The sequence below is a fragment of the Gordonia sp. SGD-V-85 genome (assembly GCF_001456905.1).
GTDB classification, from domain to species: Bacteria; Actinomycetota; Actinomycetes; order Mycobacteriales; family Mycobacteriaceae; genus Gordonia; species Gordonia hongkongensis.
On record NZ_LNQO01000009.1, the window covers coordinates 130,597 to 152,922 of the forward strand.

At 66.6% G+C, this 22,326-nt stretch carries 19 protein-coding genes and 1 pseudogene; 6 read left to right on the plus strand and 14 right to left on the minus strand.

What is annotated here, in order from left to right:
* Positions 1-47: 47 nt before the first annotated feature.
* The 5 genes from AS181_RS12870 to AS181_RS25410 form a co-directional block, all read right to left on the minus strand.
* Positions 48-1,361, minus strand: coding sequence for an ABC transporter substrate-binding protein (locus AS181_RS12870; RefSeq protein ID WP_058251969.1), 1,314 nt, complete (start codon positions 1,359-1,361; stop codon positions 48-50).
* A gap of 90 nt (positions 1,362-1,451) precedes the next feature.
* Positions 1,452-2,288: a carbohydrate ABC transporter permease gene (locus tag AS181_RS12875; RefSeq protein ID WP_058251970.1), complete on the minus strand. Its 837-nt coding sequence runs from the start codon at positions 2,286-2,288 to the stop codon at positions 1,452-1,454.
* Between the two features lie 116 nt (positions 2,289-2,404).
* Positions 2,405-3,319 (minus strand): carbohydrate ABC transporter permease, encoded by a 915-nt coding sequence (locus AS181_RS12880; RefSeq protein WP_175404323.1) that lies wholly within the window; start codon positions 3,317-3,319, stop codon positions 2,405-2,407.
* Positions 3,320-3,407: 88 nt separating this feature from the next.
* Complete coding sequence (locus AS181_RS12885; protein WP_058251971.1) at positions 3,408-5,495, minus strand: bifunctional lysylphosphatidylglycerol flippase/synthetase MprF; 2,088 nt, start codon at positions 5,493-5,495, stop codon at positions 3,408-3,410.
* Between the two features lie 36 nt (positions 5,496-5,531).
* Positions 5,532-6,020, minus strand: coding sequence for a hypothetical protein (locus AS181_RS25410; protein ID WP_231742417.1), 489 nt, complete (start codon positions 6,018-6,020; stop codon positions 5,532-5,534).
* Between the two features lie 774 nt (positions 6,021-6,794).
* Here AS181_RS25410 and AS181_RS12895 point away from each other — a divergent pair.
* Positions 6,795-8,405 (plus strand): HNH endonuclease signature motif containing protein, encoded by a 1,611-nt coding sequence (locus AS181_RS12895; RefSeq protein WP_058251972.1) that lies wholly within the window; start codon positions 6,795-6,797, stop codon positions 8,403-8,405.
* 92 nt (positions 8,406-8,497) lie between these two features.
* Here the strand turns inward: AS181_RS12895 and map are convergent, their stop codons facing one another.
* The 9 genes from map to rpsH form a co-directional block, all read right to left on the minus strand.
* Positions 8,498-9,295 (minus strand): type I methionyl aminopeptidase, encoded by a 798-nt coding sequence (gene map / locus AS181_RS12900; protein WP_058251973.1) that lies wholly within the window; start codon positions 9,293-9,295, stop codon positions 8,498-8,500.
* A gap of 53 nt (positions 9,296-9,348) precedes the next feature.
* On the minus strand, positions 9,349-9,903 hold the full coding sequence (locus AS181_RS12905; RefSeq protein WP_004023564.1) for an adenylate kinase: 555 nt from the start codon (positions 9,901-9,903) through the stop codon (positions 9,349-9,351).
* Positions 9,900-11,228: a preprotein translocase subunit SecY gene (gene secY / locus AS181_RS12910; RefSeq protein ID WP_058251974.1), complete on the minus strand. Its 1,329-nt coding sequence runs from the start codon at positions 11,226-11,228 to the stop codon at positions 9,900-9,902. Before secY ends, AS181_RS12905 begins: the two co-directional genes overlap by 4 nt.
* A gap of 205 nt (positions 11,229-11,433) precedes the next feature.
* Positions 11,434-11,874, minus strand: a complete 441-nt coding sequence (gene rplO / locus AS181_RS12915) for a 50S ribosomal protein L15 (RefSeq protein ID WP_058251975.1) — start codon at positions 11,872-11,874, stop codon at positions 11,434-11,436.
* The gene (gene rpmD, locus AS181_RS12920; protein WP_058251976.1) at positions 11,871-12,056 is read right to left on the minus strand and encodes a 50S ribosomal protein L30; all 186 of its coding nucleotides are present in this window, start codon (positions 12,054-12,056) and stop codon (positions 11,871-11,873) included. Before rpmD ends, rplO begins: the two co-directional genes overlap by 4 nt.
* 2 nt (positions 12,057-12,058) lie before the next feature.
* On the minus strand, positions 12,059-12,706 hold the full coding sequence (gene rpsE, locus AS181_RS12925) for a 30S ribosomal protein S5 (protein ID WP_058251977.1): 648 nt from the start codon (positions 12,704-12,706) through the stop codon (positions 12,059-12,061).
* Positions 12,707-12,752: 46 nt separating this feature from the next.
* A complete protein-coding gene (gene rplR / locus AS181_RS12930; protein WP_058251978.1) occupies positions 12,753-13,157 on the minus strand; it encodes a 50S ribosomal protein L18 in 405 nt (134 codons plus the stop codon).
* 3 nt (positions 13,158-13,160) lie between these two features.
* Complete coding sequence (gene rplF / locus AS181_RS12935) at positions 13,161-13,697, minus strand: 50S ribosomal protein L6 (protein ID WP_058251979.1); 537 nt, start codon at positions 13,695-13,697, stop codon at positions 13,161-13,163.
* Between the two features lie 15 nt (positions 13,698-13,712).
* A complete protein-coding gene (gene rpsH, locus AS181_RS12940) occupies positions 13,713-14,111 on the minus strand; it encodes a 30S ribosomal protein S8 (protein ID WP_004023571.1) in 399 nt (132 codons plus the stop codon).
* 273 nt (positions 14,112-14,384) lie between these two features.
* On the opposite strand from rpsH, the pseudogene AS181_RS12945 reads away from it, so the two are divergent.
* From AS181_RS12945 to narJ, 5 genes and pseudogenes are all read left to right on the plus strand, one after another.
* A pseudogene (locus AS181_RS12945) lies at positions 14,385-15,486 on the plus strand (PQQ-dependent sugar dehydrogenase).
* 281 nt (positions 15,487-15,767) lie between these two features.
* On the plus strand, positions 15,768-16,109 hold the full coding sequence (locus tag AS181_RS12950) for a LuxR family transcriptional regulator (protein WP_082652937.1): 342 nt from the start codon (positions 15,768-15,770) through the stop codon (positions 16,107-16,109).
* 124 nt (positions 16,110-16,233) lie between these two features.
* Entirely contained in the window at positions 16,234-19,977 is a 3,744-nt protein-coding gene (locus AS181_RS12955; RefSeq protein WP_058252028.1) for a nitrate reductase subunit alpha, read from the plus strand.
* Positions 19,977-21,662, plus strand: coding sequence for a nitrate reductase subunit beta (narH, locus tag AS181_RS12960; protein ID WP_058251981.1), 1,686 nt, complete (start codon positions 19,977-19,979; stop codon positions 21,660-21,662). The genes AS181_RS12955 and narH overlap by 1 nt, the downstream gene beginning before the upstream one ends.
* Entirely contained in the window at positions 21,659-22,324 is a 666-nt protein-coding gene (gene narJ, locus AS181_RS12965; RefSeq protein ID WP_058251982.1) for a nitrate reductase molybdenum cofactor assembly chaperone, read from the plus strand. Before narH ends, narJ begins: the two co-directional genes overlap by 4 nt.
* The last annotated feature ends 2 nt before the right edge of the window (positions 22,325-22,326 follow it).

A 22,326-nucleotide genomic window follows, 5' to 3' on the forward strand; every position in this document is an offset into this window, starting at 1 on the left:
CCGGCCCCCTCGTCGCCCGCCCACGACCGGCCCCGCCACGTCGCCCGTCATGACGGGAGCTTCGGCGCGATCTGCGCCTCGTAGATCTGCGCGATCTGGCGCTGGGTGTCGACGAGGGTCGCGGCGACATCGGCGTTCTGCAGGCCGATGCGCTCGTAACCGGTGCCGATGATCTTGTCGCCGCCGGGGACGAAGACCCGCGCGTTGTTCTGCGGTTGTGTCCGCGGAAGCTGCTCGATGGCGGTGGCGAAGTTCGGGTTCTTCTCCAAGAACGCGACCATCGACGGGTCGTCCTGCGCGGATTTGCGCACCGGCATGTAGCCGACATTCTGCGAGAAGTAGGCGGTGTTCTCGGTGTTGGTGATGAACTCGATGAACTTCAGCGCGTTGACCTTGCGCTCGTCGGACAGTTTGGCCGGGACCGCGAGACCGGCACCGCCCGTCGGGCAACCCGAGACCCCCTGCGGCGCGGGCAGGAAAGCAGTACCGAAGTCGAAGGCGGCGTTCTCCGTGATGCCCGACAGATCGCCGGTCGAGGCGATGGTCGAGGCGATGATGCCGGCGCTGAAGTCGCCGGCGATGTCGTTGGAGATCTTCGCGTACCGTTTCGTGTTGATCGAGTCGCTCAGATATTGCGCGGCCGCAACGGTCTTCGGATCGGTGAACTTCAGCTCCCAGTCGTTCGAGTAGGCGCCGCCGAATGTCCAGGTCGGCCCCTGGAAGGTCCATCCGAGGTAGTCGGTCGCGTTGCCCCAGCCGTGCGCGCGCTTGTCGCCGCCGACCACGGTCTGGATCCGCGGGCCCCAGTCGTCGAACTCGTCCCAGGTCTGCGGGCCGCGGTCGGGCAGGCCGGCCCGGCGCCACACGTCTTTGTTGTAGTAGAACAGCGGAGTCGACCGCGCGTACGGCAACGCCCACGTCTGGTTGTTCCACTTGTAGTCGCCGACCAGCGAATCGACGTAGTCGGCGGTATTCACGTTCGCACGGCCGAAGAGGTCGTCGAGGGGGCTGATCGCGCCGATGAGCGCGAAGTTGAACCACCAGACGTCGGACAGGATCATGATGTCGGGCACGGCGCCGCCGGACAGCGCGGCGTTGAACTTCTGCGCCGCCTCCTCGTAGTTCTTGCCGGCGTCGACGAGCTGCACGGTGATGCCCGGGTTGGCCGCCTCGAATCGAGAGATGAGTTCTCGTTCGACCTCGATGGATTTGCCGGGGTGATTCGACCAGAAGCTCAGCTTCGAGGCGTCGCCCGACGACGAACCGCCGTCACCCGAGGTTCCGGCGCATGCGGCCACCAGAGCACCGGCCGCGGCCGTCGCGGACGCGGCGAGGAACCCGCGCCGGGACATGTTCATCATCTGTCGTCTCCTTCGATCGTCTGTGTGTCAGTCGTTCTCGCGCGGGGGTGTTCTCGCGCCAGGTGTTCTGGCTGGTGGGGTGCCGGCCGGTCAGCCCTTGACCGCCCCGGAGGTGAGGCCTTTGATCATGTGCCGTTGCAGGGCCAGGAAGAGGACGAGCATCGGCAGCATCGCGAGCACGGTCGCCGCCATGACCGGGCCCCAGTTGGTGAGACCGTCGCTGTTCTGCAGGAGGGTCAATCCCACGGGCAGCGTGGCAACCGAGGCGTCGTCGGCCATCAGGAACGGCCACAGGTACTCGTTCCACTCGTTGACGAGGGTGATTGTCGCGAAGGCGACCATCGTCGGGATCGACAGCGGCAGCACCACTCTGGTGAGCAGGCGGAAGTGACCTGCCCCGTCCATCCGCGCCGCCTCGATGATCTCGGGCGGGATGGACAGGAAGTGGTTGCGCATCAGGAAGGTCCCGAATGCGACACCGGCGAGCGGCAGGGTGATGCCGATGAAGGTGTTCCGCAGTCCCAGTTGGGCCACCAGTGCGTAGTTGGTGATGACGGTGATCTGGTTGGGCACCATGAGCGCGGCGATGATGATGACGAACACGATGTTCTTGCCCGGGAAGCGCAGGAACACCAGCCCGTACGCGCTCAGCACGCCCAGCACGAACTTGGCCACGCCGAGGATCGAGGTCACGATGACCGAGTTGCGCAGGTAGCTCCAGAACGGTATCGACGTCGTGGCCTCGACGTAGTTCTCTGGACGCCACGTCGACGGCCACCACACGGCCGGTTGCACGTAGATCTCGGTGCGATCCTTGAACGACGCCAACAGGATCCACACCAGGGGCAGCGCGATGATCACCAGCACCACCGTCATCGCCGCGTACCCGCACGCGTCGGCCAGTCGTCGGCGGGTGGCCGGCGTCATCGCCTCACCGCCGGGGCGCCGTCGCTTCTGCCCGGGGCCCGCCGGCGGACGTCTGGACTCGTCTGTGCGCCCCGGCGTGGCAACCCGTCCGGACACCGGACTCGTGGTGACGGGCCTCATCGCGCTCCCCTGTCCATCATGCGCACCTGGATCACCGTGATGGCCAGCAGGACGACGAACATGACGGTCGCGACGGTGGCGCCGTAGCCGGCACGGAAGTTGACGAAACTCTCCTCGTAGACCTGGTAGACCATCGTGGTGGTGCCATTGCCCAACGGGCCGCCCCGGGTCATCACGTTGATGATGTCGAACACCTGTAACGAGTTGAGCAGCACGGTGATCGACAGGAAGAACGTCGTCGGCCGCAGTTGCGGCAACAGCACCTTGCGGAAATAGGTCCACCAGCCGGCTCCGTCGATCGCGGCCGCTTCGTCCAGATCGGTCCGTTTACCCTGCAGCGCAGCCAGATAGATGACGAACGCGTAACCGAGGTTCTTCCAGATGTAGGTCACCGTGATCATGAACAGTGCCCACGACGGCTGCTGGTAGAAGTCAGGTGCAGAGCCCAGTCCGAGGCGCACCATCACGTCGTTGACGAGGCCGAAACTGGGGTCGAAGACGAACTGGAAAGCGATGCCGACCGCCGCCCCGGACAGCACGAACGGAGCAAAAGCTGCCGATCGCACCAGATTTCGGCCGCGCAGTTTACGGTCGAGCAACAGTGCGAGCGCCATGCCGATGACCATGCTGCCGACGACAGCGGCGACCGTGAAGATGACGGTGTTGGCGACGATCACCCGGGTATCGGCACGGGTGAACCATTCGAGGTAGTTGTCGATCCCGACGAACGTCGCTCCCGCCTCGGCGATGTTCCAGTCGTAGAACGACATCCGGATGTTCTCGACGAGCGGTCGATACGTGAACACGCCGAGGAGGACGAGGTTCGGCACGACGAGCAGGAGGAACAGCCCATAGCTTCGCCAGGGACGCCGCCCCGTTGCGGGCAGCACATGTTCGTCGACCGATGACACTGGCGAAGTCTCGCCGTCGGAGACGACCGGATGGTGAACTCAGGCGGCGATTCCCGTGAACGATGCCTTCACAGCCGGGGCGGGCGGGTCACTCCCCTCGTGACGCCGCCAGCCGGACCAGCTGACCGGTCGTGGCATCCGGCAGGTACGCCCTGGAGATGGCCACACCGATACGCGGCAGGTCGGATTCGTCCCGGAAGGCCAGATACACCGGCTCATAGCGGGGATTGAACTTCTTCTTGAAGGTGTGCAGTGAGCGGAATCCGTAGTAGGGCTCGAGCGCGGCACCAAGCGTGTCGAGCAGTTTGTCGAGCGGCTCGGCGTCGAAGTCGCCCGTTCGCGCCAGCGGTGCGCCAGACAGCGAGATGAACTGCGCTCCCTCGTCTTTGAAGGCGACTACCGACGACGCGATGAGATACTCGACGACCGGCCCGAACCCGTCCGTTCGGCGTCGCATGATGTCGAGCGTCCACCCCGCGACGTCGCCACCCGGCGCGTACACCGGTAGCCACGAGAGCACGCCGTGCACGTTGCCCGTAGGATCCACCGCGAGTGCCACCCGGACCGCGGGGGCCATCGCCTCCTCGACACTGCCCAGGGTGAATCCCATCTCGGGAAGGCCCTTGTCCCCCACCCACTCCTCCGAGATCGCGCGCACCTGGGTCCTGACGGCGAACGACTCGTCGGCCAGCGAGACCATCCGCATCGAGATGTCCTGCTTGGTGGCCTTGTTCATCGCCGATCGCACGTGCTGCCAGGGCTTGCCCTTGAACTCCAGACCCGGCAGGTCGACGATCGTGTCCTCGGCGATCTGCACACTGAGCCATCCGCGTCCGGTGACGATCTCCGAGGTCGCCGAGCCGATCGAGAACCAGCACGGAGTCGCGCCGGCGCTCTCCGCGAGGTCGACGAAGGCGTCGACGGCGTCGGCCAACCGCTCGGGTGCGCACACCGGGTCGGCCAGGGCCACCATGGTCCCGACGTGCTTTCGGTAGGTCACGACGGACTGGTCGTCGAGATCGCCCGCAGCGCCGGTGAACTGGTAGCTGTTGCCCGGCCAGGTCGTCATCCACGACATCGTGCCGCCGCCGTGCGCGCGCAGCAGTTCCTTGACGCGGGCGACCGGGTCGTCGCCGTCGACGGACGCACCGACCTGACGCACGCGCCACGGCACCGCGAACGCGAACCGGCCGGGGATCAGGATTGCCAGGACCAGCACCCAGAGCAACGTGGTTCCGAGCGTCACGGCGCCCTCCGACGACACGTCGGTGAAGACCACCAGGATCACCGCCAGCAGGGTCGCGATGACGTTGAGCGCACCGAGGACGACGGCCACCCACCACGCCCACCGCTTACCCCGCCGGAGTTGATCGGCGATGAGCACGTTGACGACGAGGCCGATGAGCATCGTGAAGACCGAGTCGTCCCCGGCGTCGGTCGGCCCGAGCGGCCCGCTGCCCGGGAACTGGAACACCAGGAGGTTCGCGCCCGCGATGACCAGCAGGGCAGCGCAACCCAGCATGCGGACCTCACGCCGGGTCCGCGGCACCCAACCGTGTTCGTTGGTGGCGAAGAACTTCTCCCCCACGATCAGCATGATGATCGCGGCGAGAACGTACTCGACCGAGGCGAGGGTCCCCTCGAACAGGAACGCGACCGAGACGATCGCCCCCAGCAGGACCCGGACACGTAGCCGCCAGGGCGAACGCACGGTCGCCGAGGCCACCGCCACCGCCGAGACGACCAGCGCTCCCACCCCGGTGGTACGCGAGTCGGCCAGCTGTTCCGCCCACCGCCAGGACGTGACCTCGGAGGAAAGCAACCACAGCAGCAACACCGTCAGCAGGGATGCGATCAGGTGGCCGCCCACACCGACCAGAACGGCCTTCACGGTGCCCAACTGCCATTCGGCCCAACCCATTCCGACGACGACCGCCACCAGCGCCAGCAGGTACAGCCAGGGTCCGGGTTCGACGAACGCGGAGCTGACCGGCGTCCACCACTTGCCCTCTCGGAGCGCCGGGAGCCCGAAGGCCACCTCGTGATACCACGACTTGTCGTTCGCCCTACCCCACAGCGATCCGGTCGTCGCGCCGACGATCAGCAGTGCGGCCGCGAGAGCCACGGTGAACGGAAGCCGCCGCACGACGGTGAGCCAGGAGACGTCGGAATGCATGGTCAACGGTACGACGACACGACCCGCCGCACACGGTCATCTGGTTGATCGGTCACCCGCCAGCGTTGGAACCCACCATTCGTCGTCACGACGCCACAAGACGGGCACATCGTCGATGCGGATGGAACCGGGGTCGAGCCACCACGTCACATCCGGGCCCCATCCGGCCAGCACCGTGGCCCCGTCCCGCTCCGGGAGTGGGATCTCGATCCCCGCACTCGTCAGATAACCGTTGACGCTCACGTGGACGGCATCGAGGTCGGCGGCGCCGGCTTGCCAGTCGGGCACGAACCAGCGGCGATGCCGTCCGGTGGTGTTGTACCAGTCCCATCTCCTCGACGCGGTCACCTCGAGTGGGTAGCGGTCGACCAGCCGAGCCCAGTCCGCGGGTGCCGCGACTTCGTATACCCGCGCGGGTTCGCCGACGGACACCATCCAGACTCGGGCCTCCTCTCCGATCAAGGTGTCTTCCTCGGCGACGAGCTGCAACGCGCCGAGGCCCGGGCGGGCACGCGTCGTCTGCACCGTCCCCGCGGATTAGGGGTCGACCACCACTCGTCACTGAACGCGCGGTGAGGATTGCGCTCGAACTCCCGACGCGAGCGCGCCTCGCCGGCTTCGACGTGGGCCCGCCACTCATCCCACCGCACGCGCTCGCTCCGGTATGGCAGGGCGGACTCCGGGAGCGCCTCGCTTCCGAACGGGTAGGCGATCACGCGCTGGAATGCGAGATCGACCGGGTCGTCCCACCATGCACAGACCGGATGGCGGAGCAGCACCCCCGCTACCGGCTCGAGGAGCGCAACGATTTCAGGTGCGGCATAGCGGATGTCCTCCTCGTCGGGAGGCTGCCAGTACCGAGCGAAGTCCACCGCGTACCCGAGTGCACCCAGGAGCTCCCATTCATCCGCCGCCACGAGGCCTTCAACGTCGACGCTCCGAATCGCGGCCTGAACGTCTGGAGATGTCCGAGGTCGCCGATACTGATCGACCCGTTCACCTGTGGCGTAACGGAATGCCATGTTCGCGCAGAGGAATCGTCCGCGTGGGGTAGCGAGGATCTCTTGGGTGCGGGCCATCTCGCCGACGGTATCGGTGACGGATGCCGCACGCCATGGGATCACTGCTCGCGGCCTACCAAACCGCTGAGATGATGCACTCCGCGCTGTGGCGCGAACCGCCTTACCATCCCCCACCGACAACCGTCCGTCACCCACGAGAAGACGAAATTCGTTGCACACCAACCTAATAGCCGGTAGAGTTGGACCCACATTCGATTCACCACAGGGGGGTGAGGTCGTGTTCGATTCCCAACGAGACGTCGGCACCGACGCGCCGACCCCTCGTGCGGTCGAATTGGTTGCCGATCTCCACCGCACCCTCGACAAGTTGCAGACCGTCGACTTGTCGTCGTGCACCGACGAAGAACTGATCGACGTCGCCTCTGCCACCGAACGCGCCATCGCGCGACTCACCGTCGCCGGGGACCGGCAGATCGACCAGGTCGAGGCTCGCGATCTGCCCCGCAAGGCCGGCTGCCGCACCCTCATGCAGTACATGACACACCAGCTGCGGGTGTCGAACCCGATGCGCCGCCGTAAGCAGATGGACGCCACCGCCCACCGCACCAGCCTCGGCGGCGAACTCCTCCCACCCGAATACCCCTGCCTCGCCGAAGCTTTCGCACAAGGAGCGGTCGGCACCGCGCACGTACAAGCCACCCTCGACGTCCTCGACCGCATCCCCGGCACCATCGACCACGACATCAAAGTCGCCGCCGAACGACAGATGGCCGAGATCGCCGAAGCCCACACCCCCGCCGAGATCACCCAACTCGGTGCCCGCCTGCTCGCCCATCTCGACCCCGACGGCACACTGACCGACGACACCGACCAGAAACGACGCCGCGGCCTGTGGATCGGCCGACAACGCGCCGACGGCACCGCCAAGATCTCCGGCACACTGACACCCGCACTCGCCGCCCGACTCACCATGATGTTCGCGGTCTGGGGCAAACCCGGACTCAACAACCCCGACGACCCCGCCTCACCGTCCGGACCGGCCGGCACCGCCGACCCCGACGCCCTGACCGCCGCCGCCGACCGCGACGGTCGCACTCTCGCCCAAACGAATCACGACGCCCTCGACGCCGCCCTGGCCGCAGGCTTCGCCGACGGCACACTCGGCACCTCGCATCGCGGCCTGCCCGTGCAACTGATCGTCAAAGCCGACCTCTCCGACCTCATCCGCGAAGCCGGACTCGCCACCACCGCCACCGGCACCCTGCTTCCCATCCGGGACCTGATCGCGATGGCCGGTGACGTCCAGCCGTGGTTGGCGATCTTCAAAGACGCCACCGCTGTGCCGCTGCACTTCGGGCGGGGCAAACGTCTGGCCACCCGCGAACAACGCCTCGTCTCCTTCGCCCGCCCCGACGGGGAAGTGTGTTCGGCACCCGGCTGCGATCAGCCCGCCACCCACATCGAGCTTCATCACGCCCACAAAGATTGGGCCAAGGGCGGTCTCACCGACATCGACGACCTCGCACCCGCCTGCCCGCGCCACAACCGCATGGTCGGCGACCAACCCGGCCAATACACCACCCGAATCGCCCGATCCGGACCCGACGAAGGCCGCTGCCTCTGGCGACTCAACGCCGAACCCGGCGCCCCGCCCAACCCCGAACACATCAACCGCCGACCCGACATACCCAAGCGGTTGCAGGCACACCTCGAACAAGTGCGGCGAGAGATCCACGGACGCAACACGTCCGGCGATCAGACACGCCCCCAGCAACAACCCGTATGGCCGATCGTCGACTACTGGCCAGCGGCCCTCCCGCCACTGCGCCCGGGCCAGACCTATACGCCGGTCGAGGCGTGTCTCGCCGAACTCCTGGTACGAAACTGACCGCGCAACAACAGGACAGCACCCAAGAACTTCAAGCCCTACAGTGCGGGATTCGTATCGGTTCCCGTTACGAATCCCGCACTGCCGTGGAGTCAGACCGGGCGCGGGGTGAGGATACGGGGTCCGTCGGCGGTCACCGCGACGGTGTGTTCCCAATGGGCGGAACGCGAACCGTCGTCGGTGACGACTGTCCAGTCGTCGTCGAGGACGGTGGTGTCCGTGGTGCCCAGCGTCAGCATCGGCTCGATGGCCAGGGTGGAGCCGATCACGAGCGTCGGCCCCTTGCCGGGTTCACCCTCGTTCGCCAAGAACGGTTCCATGTGCATCTCGCGGCCGATGCCGTGGCCGCCGTAACCGTCGACGATGCCGAAGGGCCGGCCGAACTTCTTCTCCGCGGCGCGCGTGCCGAGTTCGATGGCGTGGGAGATGTCGGTAAGGCGAGCGCCGTCGACCATGGCCGCGATACCCGCCTCCATCGATAGCCGCGTCGCCTCGGAGAGTTCCTCGTCGGCGGTGGACAGTTCCCCGACCCCGAAGGTCCAGGCCGAGTCCCCGTGCCAGCCGTCGAGGATGGCGCCGCAATCGATCGACACCAGATCGCCGTCGGCGAGAACGACGTCCGCGGACGGGATGCCGTGGACGACGACGTCGTTCACCGAGCTGCAGATGGATCCGGGAAAGCCGTGGTAGCCCTTGAACGAGGGCACCGCCCCGGCCCCCCGGATCACGGATTCGGCGACCTCGTCGAGATCGAGGGTGCTGACCCCCGGCTTCGCCGCATCGCGCACCGCGACGAGCGCGGCCCCGACGACCGCGCCCGCCGCGGCCATGGCATCGAGCTCGCCCGCACTGCGGAAGGGGACGACGCGCTTGCGCTTACGAAAACCCATGCCCTACAGCGATTCCTCGGTTGTCAAAGACTGTGCGGTCAGAACGCAGCGGGTCAGGAGACGCCGGCGCCGAGCGCGCTCAGGACGCGCTGGTGGACGCCCTGGATGTCACCGACCGCGTCGATCGTCTTGACCTGGTCGCCGTAGTACGCGAGCAGCGGCGCGGTCTCCCGGGTGTAGACGTCCATCCGGTTGCGGATGACCTCTTCGGTGTCGTCGGCGCGGCCACGGGCCAGCATGCGCTCCACGACGACGTCGGTGTCGACGACGAACGAGAGCACGGCGTCGAGCGAGGCGTCGAGATTCGCCAGGATGTCGTTCAGCGCGTCGGCCTGCTCGGTCGAGCGCGGGAAACCGTCGAGGATGAAACCCTTCGACGCATCCGGCTCGCCGACACGGGCGCGGACCATGTCCACCGTGATCTCGGACGGGACGAGGTTGCCGGCGTCGAGGTACTTCTTGGCCTCCACACCCACGGCGGTGCCCTGGGAGATGTTGGCGCGGAAGAGGTCGCCGGTCGAGATGTGGGGGATCCCGAGTGCTTCGCTCAAAAGCTCCGCCTGGGTGCCTTTACCTGCTCCGGGCGGGCCGAGAATGACAAGTCTCACTTCAGGAATCCTTCGTACTTGCGTTGCATCAACTGACTGTTGATCTGCTTCATCGTGTCCAGACCCACGCCGACCATGATCAGTACGGCCGTACCACCGAACGGCAGGTTCTGGACGTTGCCGCTGTTACCGATCTCGAGGAACAGGTTCGGGAGTACCGCGATGATACCGAGGTAGATCGAGCCCGGCAGAGTGATTCGACTGAGCACATACCCGAGGTATTCGGCCGTGGGCGCTCCCGGACGGATGCCCGGGATGAACCCACCGTACTTCTTCATCTCGTCGGCGCGCTCCTCCGGATTGAACGTCACCGCCACGTAGAAGTACGTGAAGAAGATGATCATCAGGAAGTAGACCGCGATGTAGACGCCGTTGCTCGGATCGGTCAGGTACCTGGTGACGTATTCCTGCCAGGTCGACTGCGTCCCATCGGGATTGCGCGTGAGTTCGACGATCAGCTGTGGCAGATACAGCAGCGACGAGGCGAAGATCACCGGGATGACGCCGGCCTGGTTGACCTTCAGCGGCAGGTAGGTCGACGACCCGCCGTACATCTTGCGGCCCACCATGCGCTTGGCGTACTGCACCGGGATGCGGCGCTGACCCTGCTCGATGAACACGACGCCGGCGACGATGATCAGCGCGGCGACACAGACCAGGGCGAAGACGAGTCCGCCACGGCTGTTGAGGATGGTGCGACCTTCGGCGGGGATACGCGCGGCGATACCGGCGAAGATCAGCAGCGACATGCCGTTGCCGATGCCGCGCTCGGTGATGAGCTCACCGAACCACATGACGACACAGGCGCCGGCGGTCATGACGAGCACGATGATCGAGAGACCGAAGATGCTCTGGTCATTGAGGACTTCGCCGCTCTGCGCACAGGACTGCGGAAGGAGCTGGCCACGATCGGCGAGGGCCACGATGCCCGTCGACTGCAGGAGTGCGAGGGCCACGGCCAGGTAGCGCGTGTACTGCGTCATCTTGGCCTGGCCGGCCTGGCCCTCCTTGCGGAGTTGCTCGAAGCGCGGGATGACCACGGTCAGCAGCTGCACGATGATGGCCGCCGTGATGTACGGCATGATGCCGATCGCGAACACCGACAGCTGCAACAGCGCGCCGCCGGAGAACAGGTTGATCAGGGAGTAGACCGAGCTCGACTCACCGGACGAGACCTCGTCGAGACACGCCTGCACGGCCTGGTAGTCGACACCCGGCGACGGGACGGTCGCTCCCAGCCGATACAGGATGATGATGCCGAGAACGAAGAGGATCTTCTTCCTCAGATCCGGCGTCCGAATGGCCGCGAAGAGGGGGGAAAGCACTAACTCCTCCTAGTAACGACCACGCGAGTCTACGTTCCGGGTCGGTGCGACCCGACCCCCGTGTGCTCGGCAATCGACGATGATCTTTCGGGATGCGGCAGTCTTGGGCGTGTCCGGCAGGACAACCTCTGAGACTCTAACAGTCACACCGAAACGCCCCGGTCGGGCGGCAGCGATGCTGCCGCCCGACCGCGGTGTGTGTCCGTCAGAGTTCGGTGACGCTGCCACCGGCAGCGGCGATCTTCTCCTTGGCGGAGGCGGTGAACTTGTCGGCGGTGATGTCGACCTTGACCGACAGGTCACCGTCGCCGAGAACCTTCACCAGCTTGTTCTTGCGAACGGCGCCGGCCGCGACGAGCTCGTCGACGCCGATGGTGCCGCCCTGCGGGAACAGGCGGGCGATGTCGCCGACGTTGACGACCTGGTACTCGACCCGGTTGCGGTTGGTGAAGCCCTTGAGCTTCGGCAGCCGCATGTGGATCGGCATCTGGCCACCCTCGAAGCCGGCGGGCACGTTCTTGCGTGCCTTGGTGCCCTTGGTGCCGCGACCGGCGGTCTTACCCTTGGACCCCTCACCGCGACCCACGCGGGTCTTGTCGGTCTTCGACCCCGGAGCGGGGCGAAGGTGATGGAGTTTGATGGTCATGCTTGAACCTCTTCGACTGTCACGAGGTGACGAACCGCGTTGATGAGGCCGCGGTTGATCGGCGTGTCCTCGCGGGTGACGGTCTGGCGGATGCCCTTGAGTCCGAGGGTCCGCAGGCTGTCACGCTGGTTGCTCTTGGTACCGATGGTGCCCTTGACCTGAGTGATCTTCAGCTGAGCCATGATCAGACCCCCTGTCCTGCGCGAGCGCGGAGCATACCGGCCGGAGCGACATCCTCGATCGGCAGACCACGGCGGGCCGCGACCTCTTCGGGACGCTGCAGCATCTTGAGTGCCGCGACGGTGGCGTGCACGACGTTGATGGCGTTGTCCGAGCCGAGGCTCTTGGCGAGGACGTCGTGGACGCCCGCGCACTCGAGCACGGCACGCACCGCGCCACCGGCGATCACACCGGTACCGGGGCTGGCCGGGCGGAGCATGACGACACCGGCGGCGGCCTCACCCTGGACCGGGTGGGTCACGGTGCCGGCGATCAGGGGCACGCGGAAGAAGTTCTTGCGAGCTTCCTCGACACCCTTCTGGATCGCGGCCGGGACTTCCTTGGCCTTGCCGTAGCCGACGCCGACCATGCCCTGGCCGTCGCCGACGACCACGAGAGCGGTGAACGAAAAACGACGTCCGCCCTTGACCACCTTCGAGACGCGGTTGATGGTCACCACGCGCTCGAGCTGGTTGCGGTCCTGGTCGCGGCCGCCACGATCGCGACGGTCGCCGCGGCCACCGCCGCGACGGTCGTTGCCGCCGCCCTGGTTGTTCTGGTTGTTGTCGTTACCGGCGGGTCCGTTTCCGCCGTCACGCTGACGTCCGGGCATCAGAGGTTCCCTCCGGTCATGTGGGTGTAGCTGTTCGAGATGGTCATCAGAAGCTCAGGCCTCCCTCGCGGGCGGCGTCGGCGAGCGCGGCGATCCGGCCGTGGTAGTCCTTGCCACCACGGTCGAACACGACGGCGTCGACGCCGGCAGCCTTGGCGCGGGCGGCGATGAGCTCGCCGACCTTGCGGGCCTGCGCGGACTTGTCGCCGCCGGCCGCACGCACATCGGCCTCGATCGTCGATGCCGCGGCCAGCGTCTTGCCGGCCAGGTCGTCGATCAACTGCACGTGGATGTGGCGCGAGCTGCGCTTGACCGCGAGACGCGGACGGGCCGGGGTTCCGCTGACCTTCTTGCGGAGGCGGAAGTGACGGTTGCCGGTCGCCTTGCGACGACGCGTCGAGACGTCCTTGCCGATCGGTTTGCGCACTGTCTTGGTAGCTGAATCACTCATGGCTTACTTACCCGTCTTTCCGACCTTGCGACGGATCTGCTCACCCTCGTAGCGAATGCCCTTGCCCTTGTAGGGGTCCGGACGACGCAGGCGGCGGATGACCGCCGAGATCTCGCCGACTTGCTGCTTGTCGATACCCGAGACCGAGAACTTCGTCGGGGACTCCACGGCGAACGTGATGCCCGCCGGGGCCTCGATCGGCACGGGATGGCTGTAACCGAGCGCGAACTCGAGGTCGCTGCCCTTGGCCTGCACGCGGTAACCGACACCGAAGATCTCCATCTTCTTGGTGTAGCCCTGCGTGACGCCCACGACGAGGTTGTTCACGAGCGAACGGCTCAGGCCGTGCAGCGCGCGGCTGCGACGCTCGTCGTTGGGGCGGGTCACGACGATGGAGTTGTCCTCCTTGGCGACCGAGATGGGCTCGGAGACGGTGAGCGAGAGCTCACCCTTGGGGCCCTTAACGGTGACGTTCTGGCCGTCGATGGTGACGTCCACGCCCGCGGGGATCTCGATGGGGTTCTTTCCGATACGCGACATGTGTTGTTACCTCCCCTACCAGACGTAGGCGAGGACTTCGCCGCCCACGCCCTGGTTGGCTGCCTGGCGATCGGTGAGCAGGCCCGACGACGTGGAGATGATGGCCACGCCGAGGCCGCCCAGAACCTTGGGCAGGTTGGTGGACTTTGCATAGACCCGGAGGCCGGGCTTGGAGACGCGGCGCAGACCGGCGATGGAGCGCTCGCGACTCGGGCCGTACTTCAGGGAGACGACGAGGTTCTTCCCGACCTCCGCGTCTTCGGTGCGGTAGTCGGTGATGTAGCCCTCGCGCTTGAGGATCTCGGCGATGTTCACCTTGATCTTCGACGAGGGCAGTGTCACCTCGTCGTGGTACGCCGAGTTGGCGTTACGCAGACGCGTCAAGAAGTCTGCGATCGGGTCAGTCATGGTCATGGGTGACCGTCAACCTTTCTCGTAGCGGTTCCCATACAGCGCCGGTGGCCGGAAAAATCCCGGCGACCTGCGGTGGGCCTTCCACGAAGTGGATAGTTGTTTGGAGAAGGTTCTCGCCGCCGATGCCCTTGGCTTTTCGCCGGCACCGGAGACTATTCAGTTGTGTCCCGGACACCTGAGGTGCACAGGCAACCGGTCTAGTGTAGGGAATCCGCAGCGTAGACCCAAATCGGCACCGGTCGGCAGTGGCGATCATCAGGCACCATCGAGGGTATGGATCGACGCAAACTCCTCAAAACGGGCCTGCTCGGGGCCTCGCTGCTCGGCATCACCGGTACGTCGCTGGTGACCGGGTGCGCCACCGACGATCCGCCGACGCGGGATCGATCCGGCTCGGGTCCGACGGGCACGTCCGCGGACGCCGCGTCGGTCGAGACCGTCGCATCCGGGCTGAACATGCCGTGGGCGCTGGCCTTCCTCGGTGACGGCGATGCCCTCGTCACCCAGCGCGACGACGCCACGGTCGTGCGGGTGTCCCCTTGGGGGCGAGGTCCGGACCGTCGGCGAGTTCGCTGACGCCGCTCCGCGCGGCGAAGGCGGGTTGCAGGGCATCGCGGTGGCGCCGGGCGACGAGAGCGCAGTGTTCGTCTACTACACGACCGCCACCGACAACCGGCTGGTGCGCCTGGACTTCGACGGCGACCGGCTCACCCGTCCCCGACCGCTGATCACCGGACTCGACGCGGCCTACAACCATCACGGCGGCGCCCTCGCCTTCGGTTCGGACGGAAGCCTGTTCGTCGCGGTCGGCGATGCCGCCGTACCCGAGGTCGCCCAGGACGTCACCGCGTTGAACGGCAAGATCCTGCGGGTGGACCGGGATGGCCGCCCGTGGCCGGGCAACCCGTTCGGCAACGAGGTCCACTCGTACGGGCACCGCAACGTCGAGGGCCTGGCCTTCGACGGCGCAGGCCGGCTGTGGGCCAGTGAGTTCGGACAGAACCGTCGTGACGAGCTCAATCTGATCCGACCGGGTGGCAACTACGGGTGGCCCGAGGTCGAAGGCGATTCCGATGATCCGCGATTCGTCGCGCCGGCCGCCACCTGGACCACGCAGGAGGCGTCCCCGGCCGGGCTGGCGATCATCGGCGACCGCGCCTACATGGCCGCGCTCCGCGGCCGGCGGCTGTGGGAGATACCGCTCACGGGGTCGGCCGCCGGCGAGCCGGTGAGCAGGTACGCCGACGAGTTCGGCCGGCTGCGCGTCGTGGCCGCCGCGCCCGACGGCTCACTGTGGTTCGGCACGAGCAACACCGACGGACGCGGCCGGCCGGCCGACGGCGACGATCGTCTGCTCCGGATGCGGCTCGGCTGACCCCAGTTCGGCGCGCGGACCCGAAGCCATCCGACGGTCGATCGGTTCTGTCCGGAATCGACAGTTGGATTCTCAAACCATTTCGCGGAACCATTTTCCGAAACCGTCTCATCGCCCGACTCGCATGGGTGCGAGCCCGTCATCACCGGGTATTTTCGCAACGATTGTGTGGCCTATTCCAGGCGGCAGGATCACCGCGTCGGTCGACAGCGGAACAACGAACTGGCCTCGATCCGCCGAACATCACCTCGTCGCCGCGCCGCGATGTCATGGTGGAACACGTGGATTCGACTCATCTGCCCGAGCTCGTCGACGAGCTCCTGTCCTCGGCCCGCGAAGCATCGAGCCGACGGGCCTCTCATACGTTGCACGGCAACTCTTCTCGCCACCTTCGACAAACCGTGATCGCGCTGGTCGCGGGCGCGGCACTGTCGGATCACGACAGTCCCACCGAGGCCACGCTGCAGGTCCTGCGCGGGCATGTCGTCCTGACCTCGGCGGACGGCGACCCGGCCGGCCGGTGGGAGGGCGCCACCGGCGACCTGGTGACCATTCCGTCGACGCGTCACGGCCTGACCGCACAAGAGGACTCGGCGATCCTGTTGACGGTTGCCACGCGTTGACCGAAGCGACCGAATTGTTTCCCGAATGACCGACGGGTGTATTCCCCACAAATGTTTTCGGCATATCTGATCGACTTTGCGATTCGGGAAGAAACAATTGCCGACCCTCCGTATGGTGTCGCTCATGGCCCGGTCAGAAGATGTACAGGGTTCTGCAGCCACCGCACTGTTGGACATCGGCAGGTTTTTCACCCGATGGGACGAGACCGACGATCGCCGTGCCGTTTTCCGGGACGGCGGCCGCGCCGGCGACGTGTTCTATCGAGATCGGTGGAGTCACGACAAGATCGTCCGCTCGACCCACGGGGTGAACTGCACCGGTTCGTGCTCGTGGAAGGTCTACGTCAAAGACGGGATCATCACCTGGGAGACCCAGGAGACCGACTACCCGTCGGTCGGCCCCGATCGACCCGAGTACGAACCCCGCGGATGCCCGCGGGGCGCGGCCTTCTCCTGGTACACCTACTCCCCCACCCGGGTCCGACACCCGTACGCCCGGGGCGTGCTGGTGGAGATGTTCCGCGAGGCGAAGCGCCGGCTGGGCGATCCCGTGCTGGCGTGGGCCGACGTCGTCGGAGACCCGCTGCGCCGACGCTCCTACCAGCGCGCACGGGGCAAGGGCGGGCTCGTTCGCGTCTCCTGGGACGAGGCCGTCGAGATGGCCGCGGCAGCGCACGTTCACACGATCAAGACCCACGGTCCGGACCGGTGCGCGGGTTTCTCCCCGATCCCGGCCATGTCGATGGTCAGCCACTGCGTCGGCACCCGGTTCATCCAGTTGATCGGCGGGGTGATGACCTCGTTCTACGACTGGTACGCCGATCTTCCGGTGGCCAGTCCCCAGGTGTTCGGCGACCAGACCGACGTCCCGGAGTCCGGGGACTGGTGGGACGCGACGTACCTGATGATGTGGGGTTCCAACGTCCCGGTGACGCGGACCCCGGACGCGCACTGGATGGCCGAGGTGCGCTACCGCGGCACCAAGGTGGTCTCGGTCAGCCCCGACTACGCCGACAACACCAAGTTCGCCGACGAATGGCTGCCCGCGCAGGCCGGCACCGACGGGGCGCTCGCGATGGCGATGGGACACGTCATCCTCACCGAGTTCTTCGTCCGGCGCTCGACCGGGTTCTTCGACGACTACGTGCGCCGCTACACCGACCTGCCGTTCCTGATCCACTTGGACGAGGAACCGGGCGGGCCGGACGGTGACTCGACCGGCACCGACATCCCCGGAAAACTCGTCCCTGGGAAGTTCGTGACCGCCGACGAGTTGCCCGGCGCGGAACATGTTGCCTCCGAGGACGTCTGGAAGACGGTGTGCTGGGACGAGGCACGCGATGAGCCGGTGGTGCCCAACGGCTCGATGGGGTTCCGGTACGCCGACTCCGGTGCGGGGCGATGGAATCTCGATCTCGGTGGCGCGCAACCCGCGCTGACACTCATGAGCGATGCGGCCGAATTCGTCGAAGTCGCGTTCCCGGTCTTCGACGCCCCCGACGGCAGCGGCGCCGTGGTCCGCCGAGGTGTCCCCGCGCGGCGGATCGGGGGACGGCTCGTCACGACCGTCTTCGATCTGATGCTCGCGCAGTACGGCGTCACCCGGGACGGGCTCCCCGGCGAGTGGCCCACCGGCTACGACGACACATCGGCGCCGTACACACCGGCGTGGCAGGCCGAGATCACCGGCGTGCCGGCCGCGGCGGCTATTCGCGTCGCGCGCGAATTCGCCGCCAACGCCGAGGAATCCGGCGGCCGCTCGATGATCATCATGGGCGCCGGGATCTGCCAGTGGTTCCACGGCGACGCGACCTATCGGGCGATCCTGTCCCTGCTCACCCTCACCGGATGCATAGGCCGCAACGGCGGCGGTTGGGCGCACTACGTCGGGCAGGAGAAGTGTCGTCCGATCACGGGCTGGATCTCGCTGGCGAACGCGCTGGACTGGACGCGCCCGCCGCGGACCATGACCGGGACCTCGTACTGGTACATGCACACCGGGCAATGGCGCAACGACGGGTACTCGACATCCTCACTCGCCTCTCCGCTGTCGCGCGGCACGATGGACCACGAGCACACCGCCGACGCCATCGCCCAGTCGGCGCGGCTCGGCTGGATGCCCTTCTATCCCCAATTCTCCACCAACCCTCTCGACGTCGCCGACGAGGCGACCGCCGCCGTGGATCGCGGTGACGCCGCCGATCCGGCGTCCTACGTCGCAGAGCGTCTGCAGAACGGCCAACTGACATCCGCCATCACCGATGTCGACGCACCCGAGAACTGGCCCCGGACACTCGTGCTGTGGCGATCCAACCTGCTCGGTTCCTCGGCGAAGGGCAACGAGTACTTCCTCCGGACCCTGCTCGGCACCCACCACAACGTGCTCGGCGCCGAGAAACCCGAGACCCCGAGGCCTGCCGAGATCCGTTGGCACGACGACATTCCGGAGGGGAAGCTCGACCTGCTGCTGTCGGCGGATTTCCGGATGACATCGACCACGCTGCTGTCGGACATCGTCCTGCCTGCTGCGACCTGGTACGAGAAGCACGACCTGTCCTCGACGGACATGCACCCGTTCGTCCACGCGTTCACACCGGCGATCGACCCGCCGTGGGAGGCGAAGTCCGACTTCGACCTGTTCCACCGGCTCGCACGCAAGCTGTCGGACCTGGCACGCACCCACCTCGGTACACGGCGCGATCTCGTCAGCGTCCCTCTGCAGCACGACACCCCCGGCGAGGTTGCACAACCGCACGGCCGGATTCTGGACTGGCGACACGACGGCGTTGTCGGACAGCCAGGCCGGAACATGCCCAACTTCACCGTGGTGGAACGGGATTACACCGCGATCGCGGACAAGCTGACGTCCATCGGACCGCTCGCGGACACCCTCGGCTTCACCGTCAAGAACGTGACCTACCCGCTCGAGGAACAAACACGCACACTCGCCGAATCCAACGGCGTGATGCTCGGCGGCGCCGGCGACGGACGACCGGCCATCGACACCGACGAGAAACTCGCCGAGGCGATCCTGACGTTGTCGGGGACCACGAACGGCGAACTCGCAGTTGCCGGCTTCGAACAACTCCAGCAACGCGTCGGTTTCCGCCTCGACGACCTCGCCCGCGGGTCAGAGGAGAAGCGCATCCGCTTCGCCGACACCCAGAAGGCACCCGTGCCGGTCATCACCTCACCGGAGTGGTCCGGGTCGGAGACCGGCGGCCGCCGGTACGCACCGTTCACGGTGAACATCGAGCGGCTCAAGCCGTTTCACACGCTCACCGGACGGATGCACTTCTATCTGGACCACGACTGGATGATCGACATGGGCGAGTCGCTCCCGATCTACCGGCCGCCGCTGGACATGCACCGCGTGTTCGGCGAACCCAAGCTCGGACCCGACGGCGCCCGGGAGATCACGGTGCGGTACCTGACGCCGCACTCGAAGTGGTCGATCCACTCCGAGTACCAGGACAACCTGTTCATGTTGTCACTCTCCCGCGGCGGGCCGATCGCCTGGCTGAGTCCCCAGGACGCCGCCTCGATCGACGTCGCCGACAACGACTGGATCGAATGCACCAACGCCAACGGCGTTTTCGTGTGCCGTGCAATCGTCAGCCATCGCATGCCGGCCGGGGTCTGCTACGTCCACCACGCCCAGGAACGCACGATCGACGTCCCGAAGTCGGAGGCGACGGGCCGCCGGGGCGGCATCCACAACTCGCCGACGCGGCTGCTGGTGAAACCGACTCATCTGATCGGTGGATATGCCCAGTTGTCCTACGCCTTCAACTATCTCGGACCGACCGGCAACCAACGCGACATGGTGTCGACCATCCGCAAACGCAGCCAGGAGGTGACGTACTGATGCGGGTCATGGCCCAGGTCGGGATGGTGATGAATCTCGACAAGTGCATCGGGTGCCACACCTGCTCGGTGACCTGTAAGCAGGCCTGGACCAACCGGTCCGGCACCGAGTACGTGTGGTTCAACAATGTGGAAACCCGCCCCGGACAGGGATATCCGCGTCGTTACGACGACCAGGACACCTGGCAGGGCGGATGGGTCCTCAACCGCAACGGCAGGCTGCGGTTGCGTGCAGGCGGCCGGATCCGAAAGCTGTTGACCCTGTTCGCAAGTCCGGTCCAACCGACCATCGAGGACTACTACGAACCCTGGACCTACGACTACCAGACCCTGATCGACGCCCCGCTCGGCGACGACTTCCCCGTCGCCCGTCCGAAATCGCTGCTGACCGGCAAGGACACCAAGGTCACCTGGTCGGCGAACTGGGACGACAATCTCGGCGGCGCACCCGAACTCGCGAAGCGCGATCCCATCGTGGAGAAGCTGCGTCGTGAGTCCGAGGATGCGGTGAAGTTCGGGTTCGAGCAGACGTTCATGTTCTATCTGCCGCGCATATGCGAACACTGCCTGAACCCGTCCTGCATGGCGTCCTGCCCCTCCGGCGCGATCTACAAGCGCAGCGAGGACGGCATCGTGCTCGTCGACCAGGATCGCTGTCGCGGCTGGCGGCAGTGCATCACGGGCTGTCCGTACAAGAAGATCTACTTCAACCACAAGTCCGGCAAGGCCGAGAAGTGCACGCTCTGCTACCCGCGCATCGAGGTCGGGCAACCCACCGTCTGTTCCGAGACGTGCGTCGGACGACTTCGCTACCTGGGCATCTTCCTCTACGACGCCGATGCCGTGACGGCGGCCGCGTCGACCCCGGACGAACGCGATCTCTACGAGGCCCAGCTCGACCTGATGCTCGACCCCGACGATCCCGACGTGATCGCCGCCGCCCGTCGGGACGGCATCCCGGACGACTGGCTCGAGGCCGCCCGCCGATCCCCGGTGTACGCGCTGGCCAAGAAGTACCGTGTCGCACTCCCCCTGCATCCGGAGTACCGCACCATGCCGATGGTCTGGTACGTCCCGCCGCTGTCGCCGATCGTCGACCTGCTCGCCGAGCAGGGTCACGACGCCGAGGGCGCGGGCACCCTCTTCGGCGCCATCGAGGCACTCCGCATCCCCGTGGAGTACCTGGCCGAATTGTTCACCGCCGGTGACACCGCCGTCGTCGACACGGTGCTGCGCCGCTTGGCCGCCATGCGCTCGTACATGCGCGACGTGACCCTGGGCCGTGAACCCGACGCCGGAATACCGGCCGCGGTGGGGATGACCGAGGAGGCGGTGTACGAGATGTACCGCCTGATGGCGATCGCGAAATATGAAGAGCGATACGTGATCCCCACGGCTCATCTCGAACAGGCCGAGAAACTGGACGAGATGGGGTGTTCGCTCGACTACGACGACGGACCCGGCATGTTCGACTCGTCGCCGTTCGGCGAGGCCAGCGGTCGTCCCGCGCCGGTGTCGGTGGAGACGTTCCATGCGCTGCGTCAGCGTCAGACCACTGACACGGCGGCCGGCGAGCACACGATGGCGGGCCGGACCAACCTGCTCAACTGGGACGGCAACGGGGCCCCGCCGGGCCTGTTCCCCGAACGCGTACCCGGATCGACTCCCGACGAGGAAGCACGATGAGGGGACCACGGTTGTTCGCACGTCGCTCGCGGGCGACCGACGAGGGCACCGTCATACGGTTGATCGCGTCCTGGTGCCTGAGCTATCCCGACGACGAGGTCCTCGGCCGCGTCGATCTGATGCGGGCCGCCCTCGCCGAGATGGATGACCCACAGACCCCACACCTGCTGCGGCAGATCACCGACCACCTCGCCAACGGCGATCCGGCAGCGCTGCGCCGCGAGTACATCGAGCTCTTCGATCTCTCGAAACGGCACACGCTCTACCTGTCGTACTGGTCCGACGGCGACACCCGGCGTCGGGGCGCGTCGCTGGGCGAGTTCAAGCAGGCCTACCGCGACAGTGGATTTCTCGTGGACCTGCGCGGTGAACTGCCCGACCATCTGCCGATCGTGCTCGAGTTCAGCGCGCGGGCCGATCCGGGCCGCGGCGTCGAGCTGCTCGAGAAGCACCGTGCAGCACTGGAATTGATCCGGTTCGCCCTGCTCGGCGCGGAGTCGCCGTACGCCGGGGCGGTGGCGGCGGTGTGCGCCACCCTGCCCAGTCCCTCCCCACCCGACCGGGCCACGGCGCTCGCGATGTGCGCACCCGCACCGACGGAGACCGTGGGCCTGGAACCCTTCGACCCCCGCCTGCTGCCGATCAACCCGACCCGAGCGTGAGG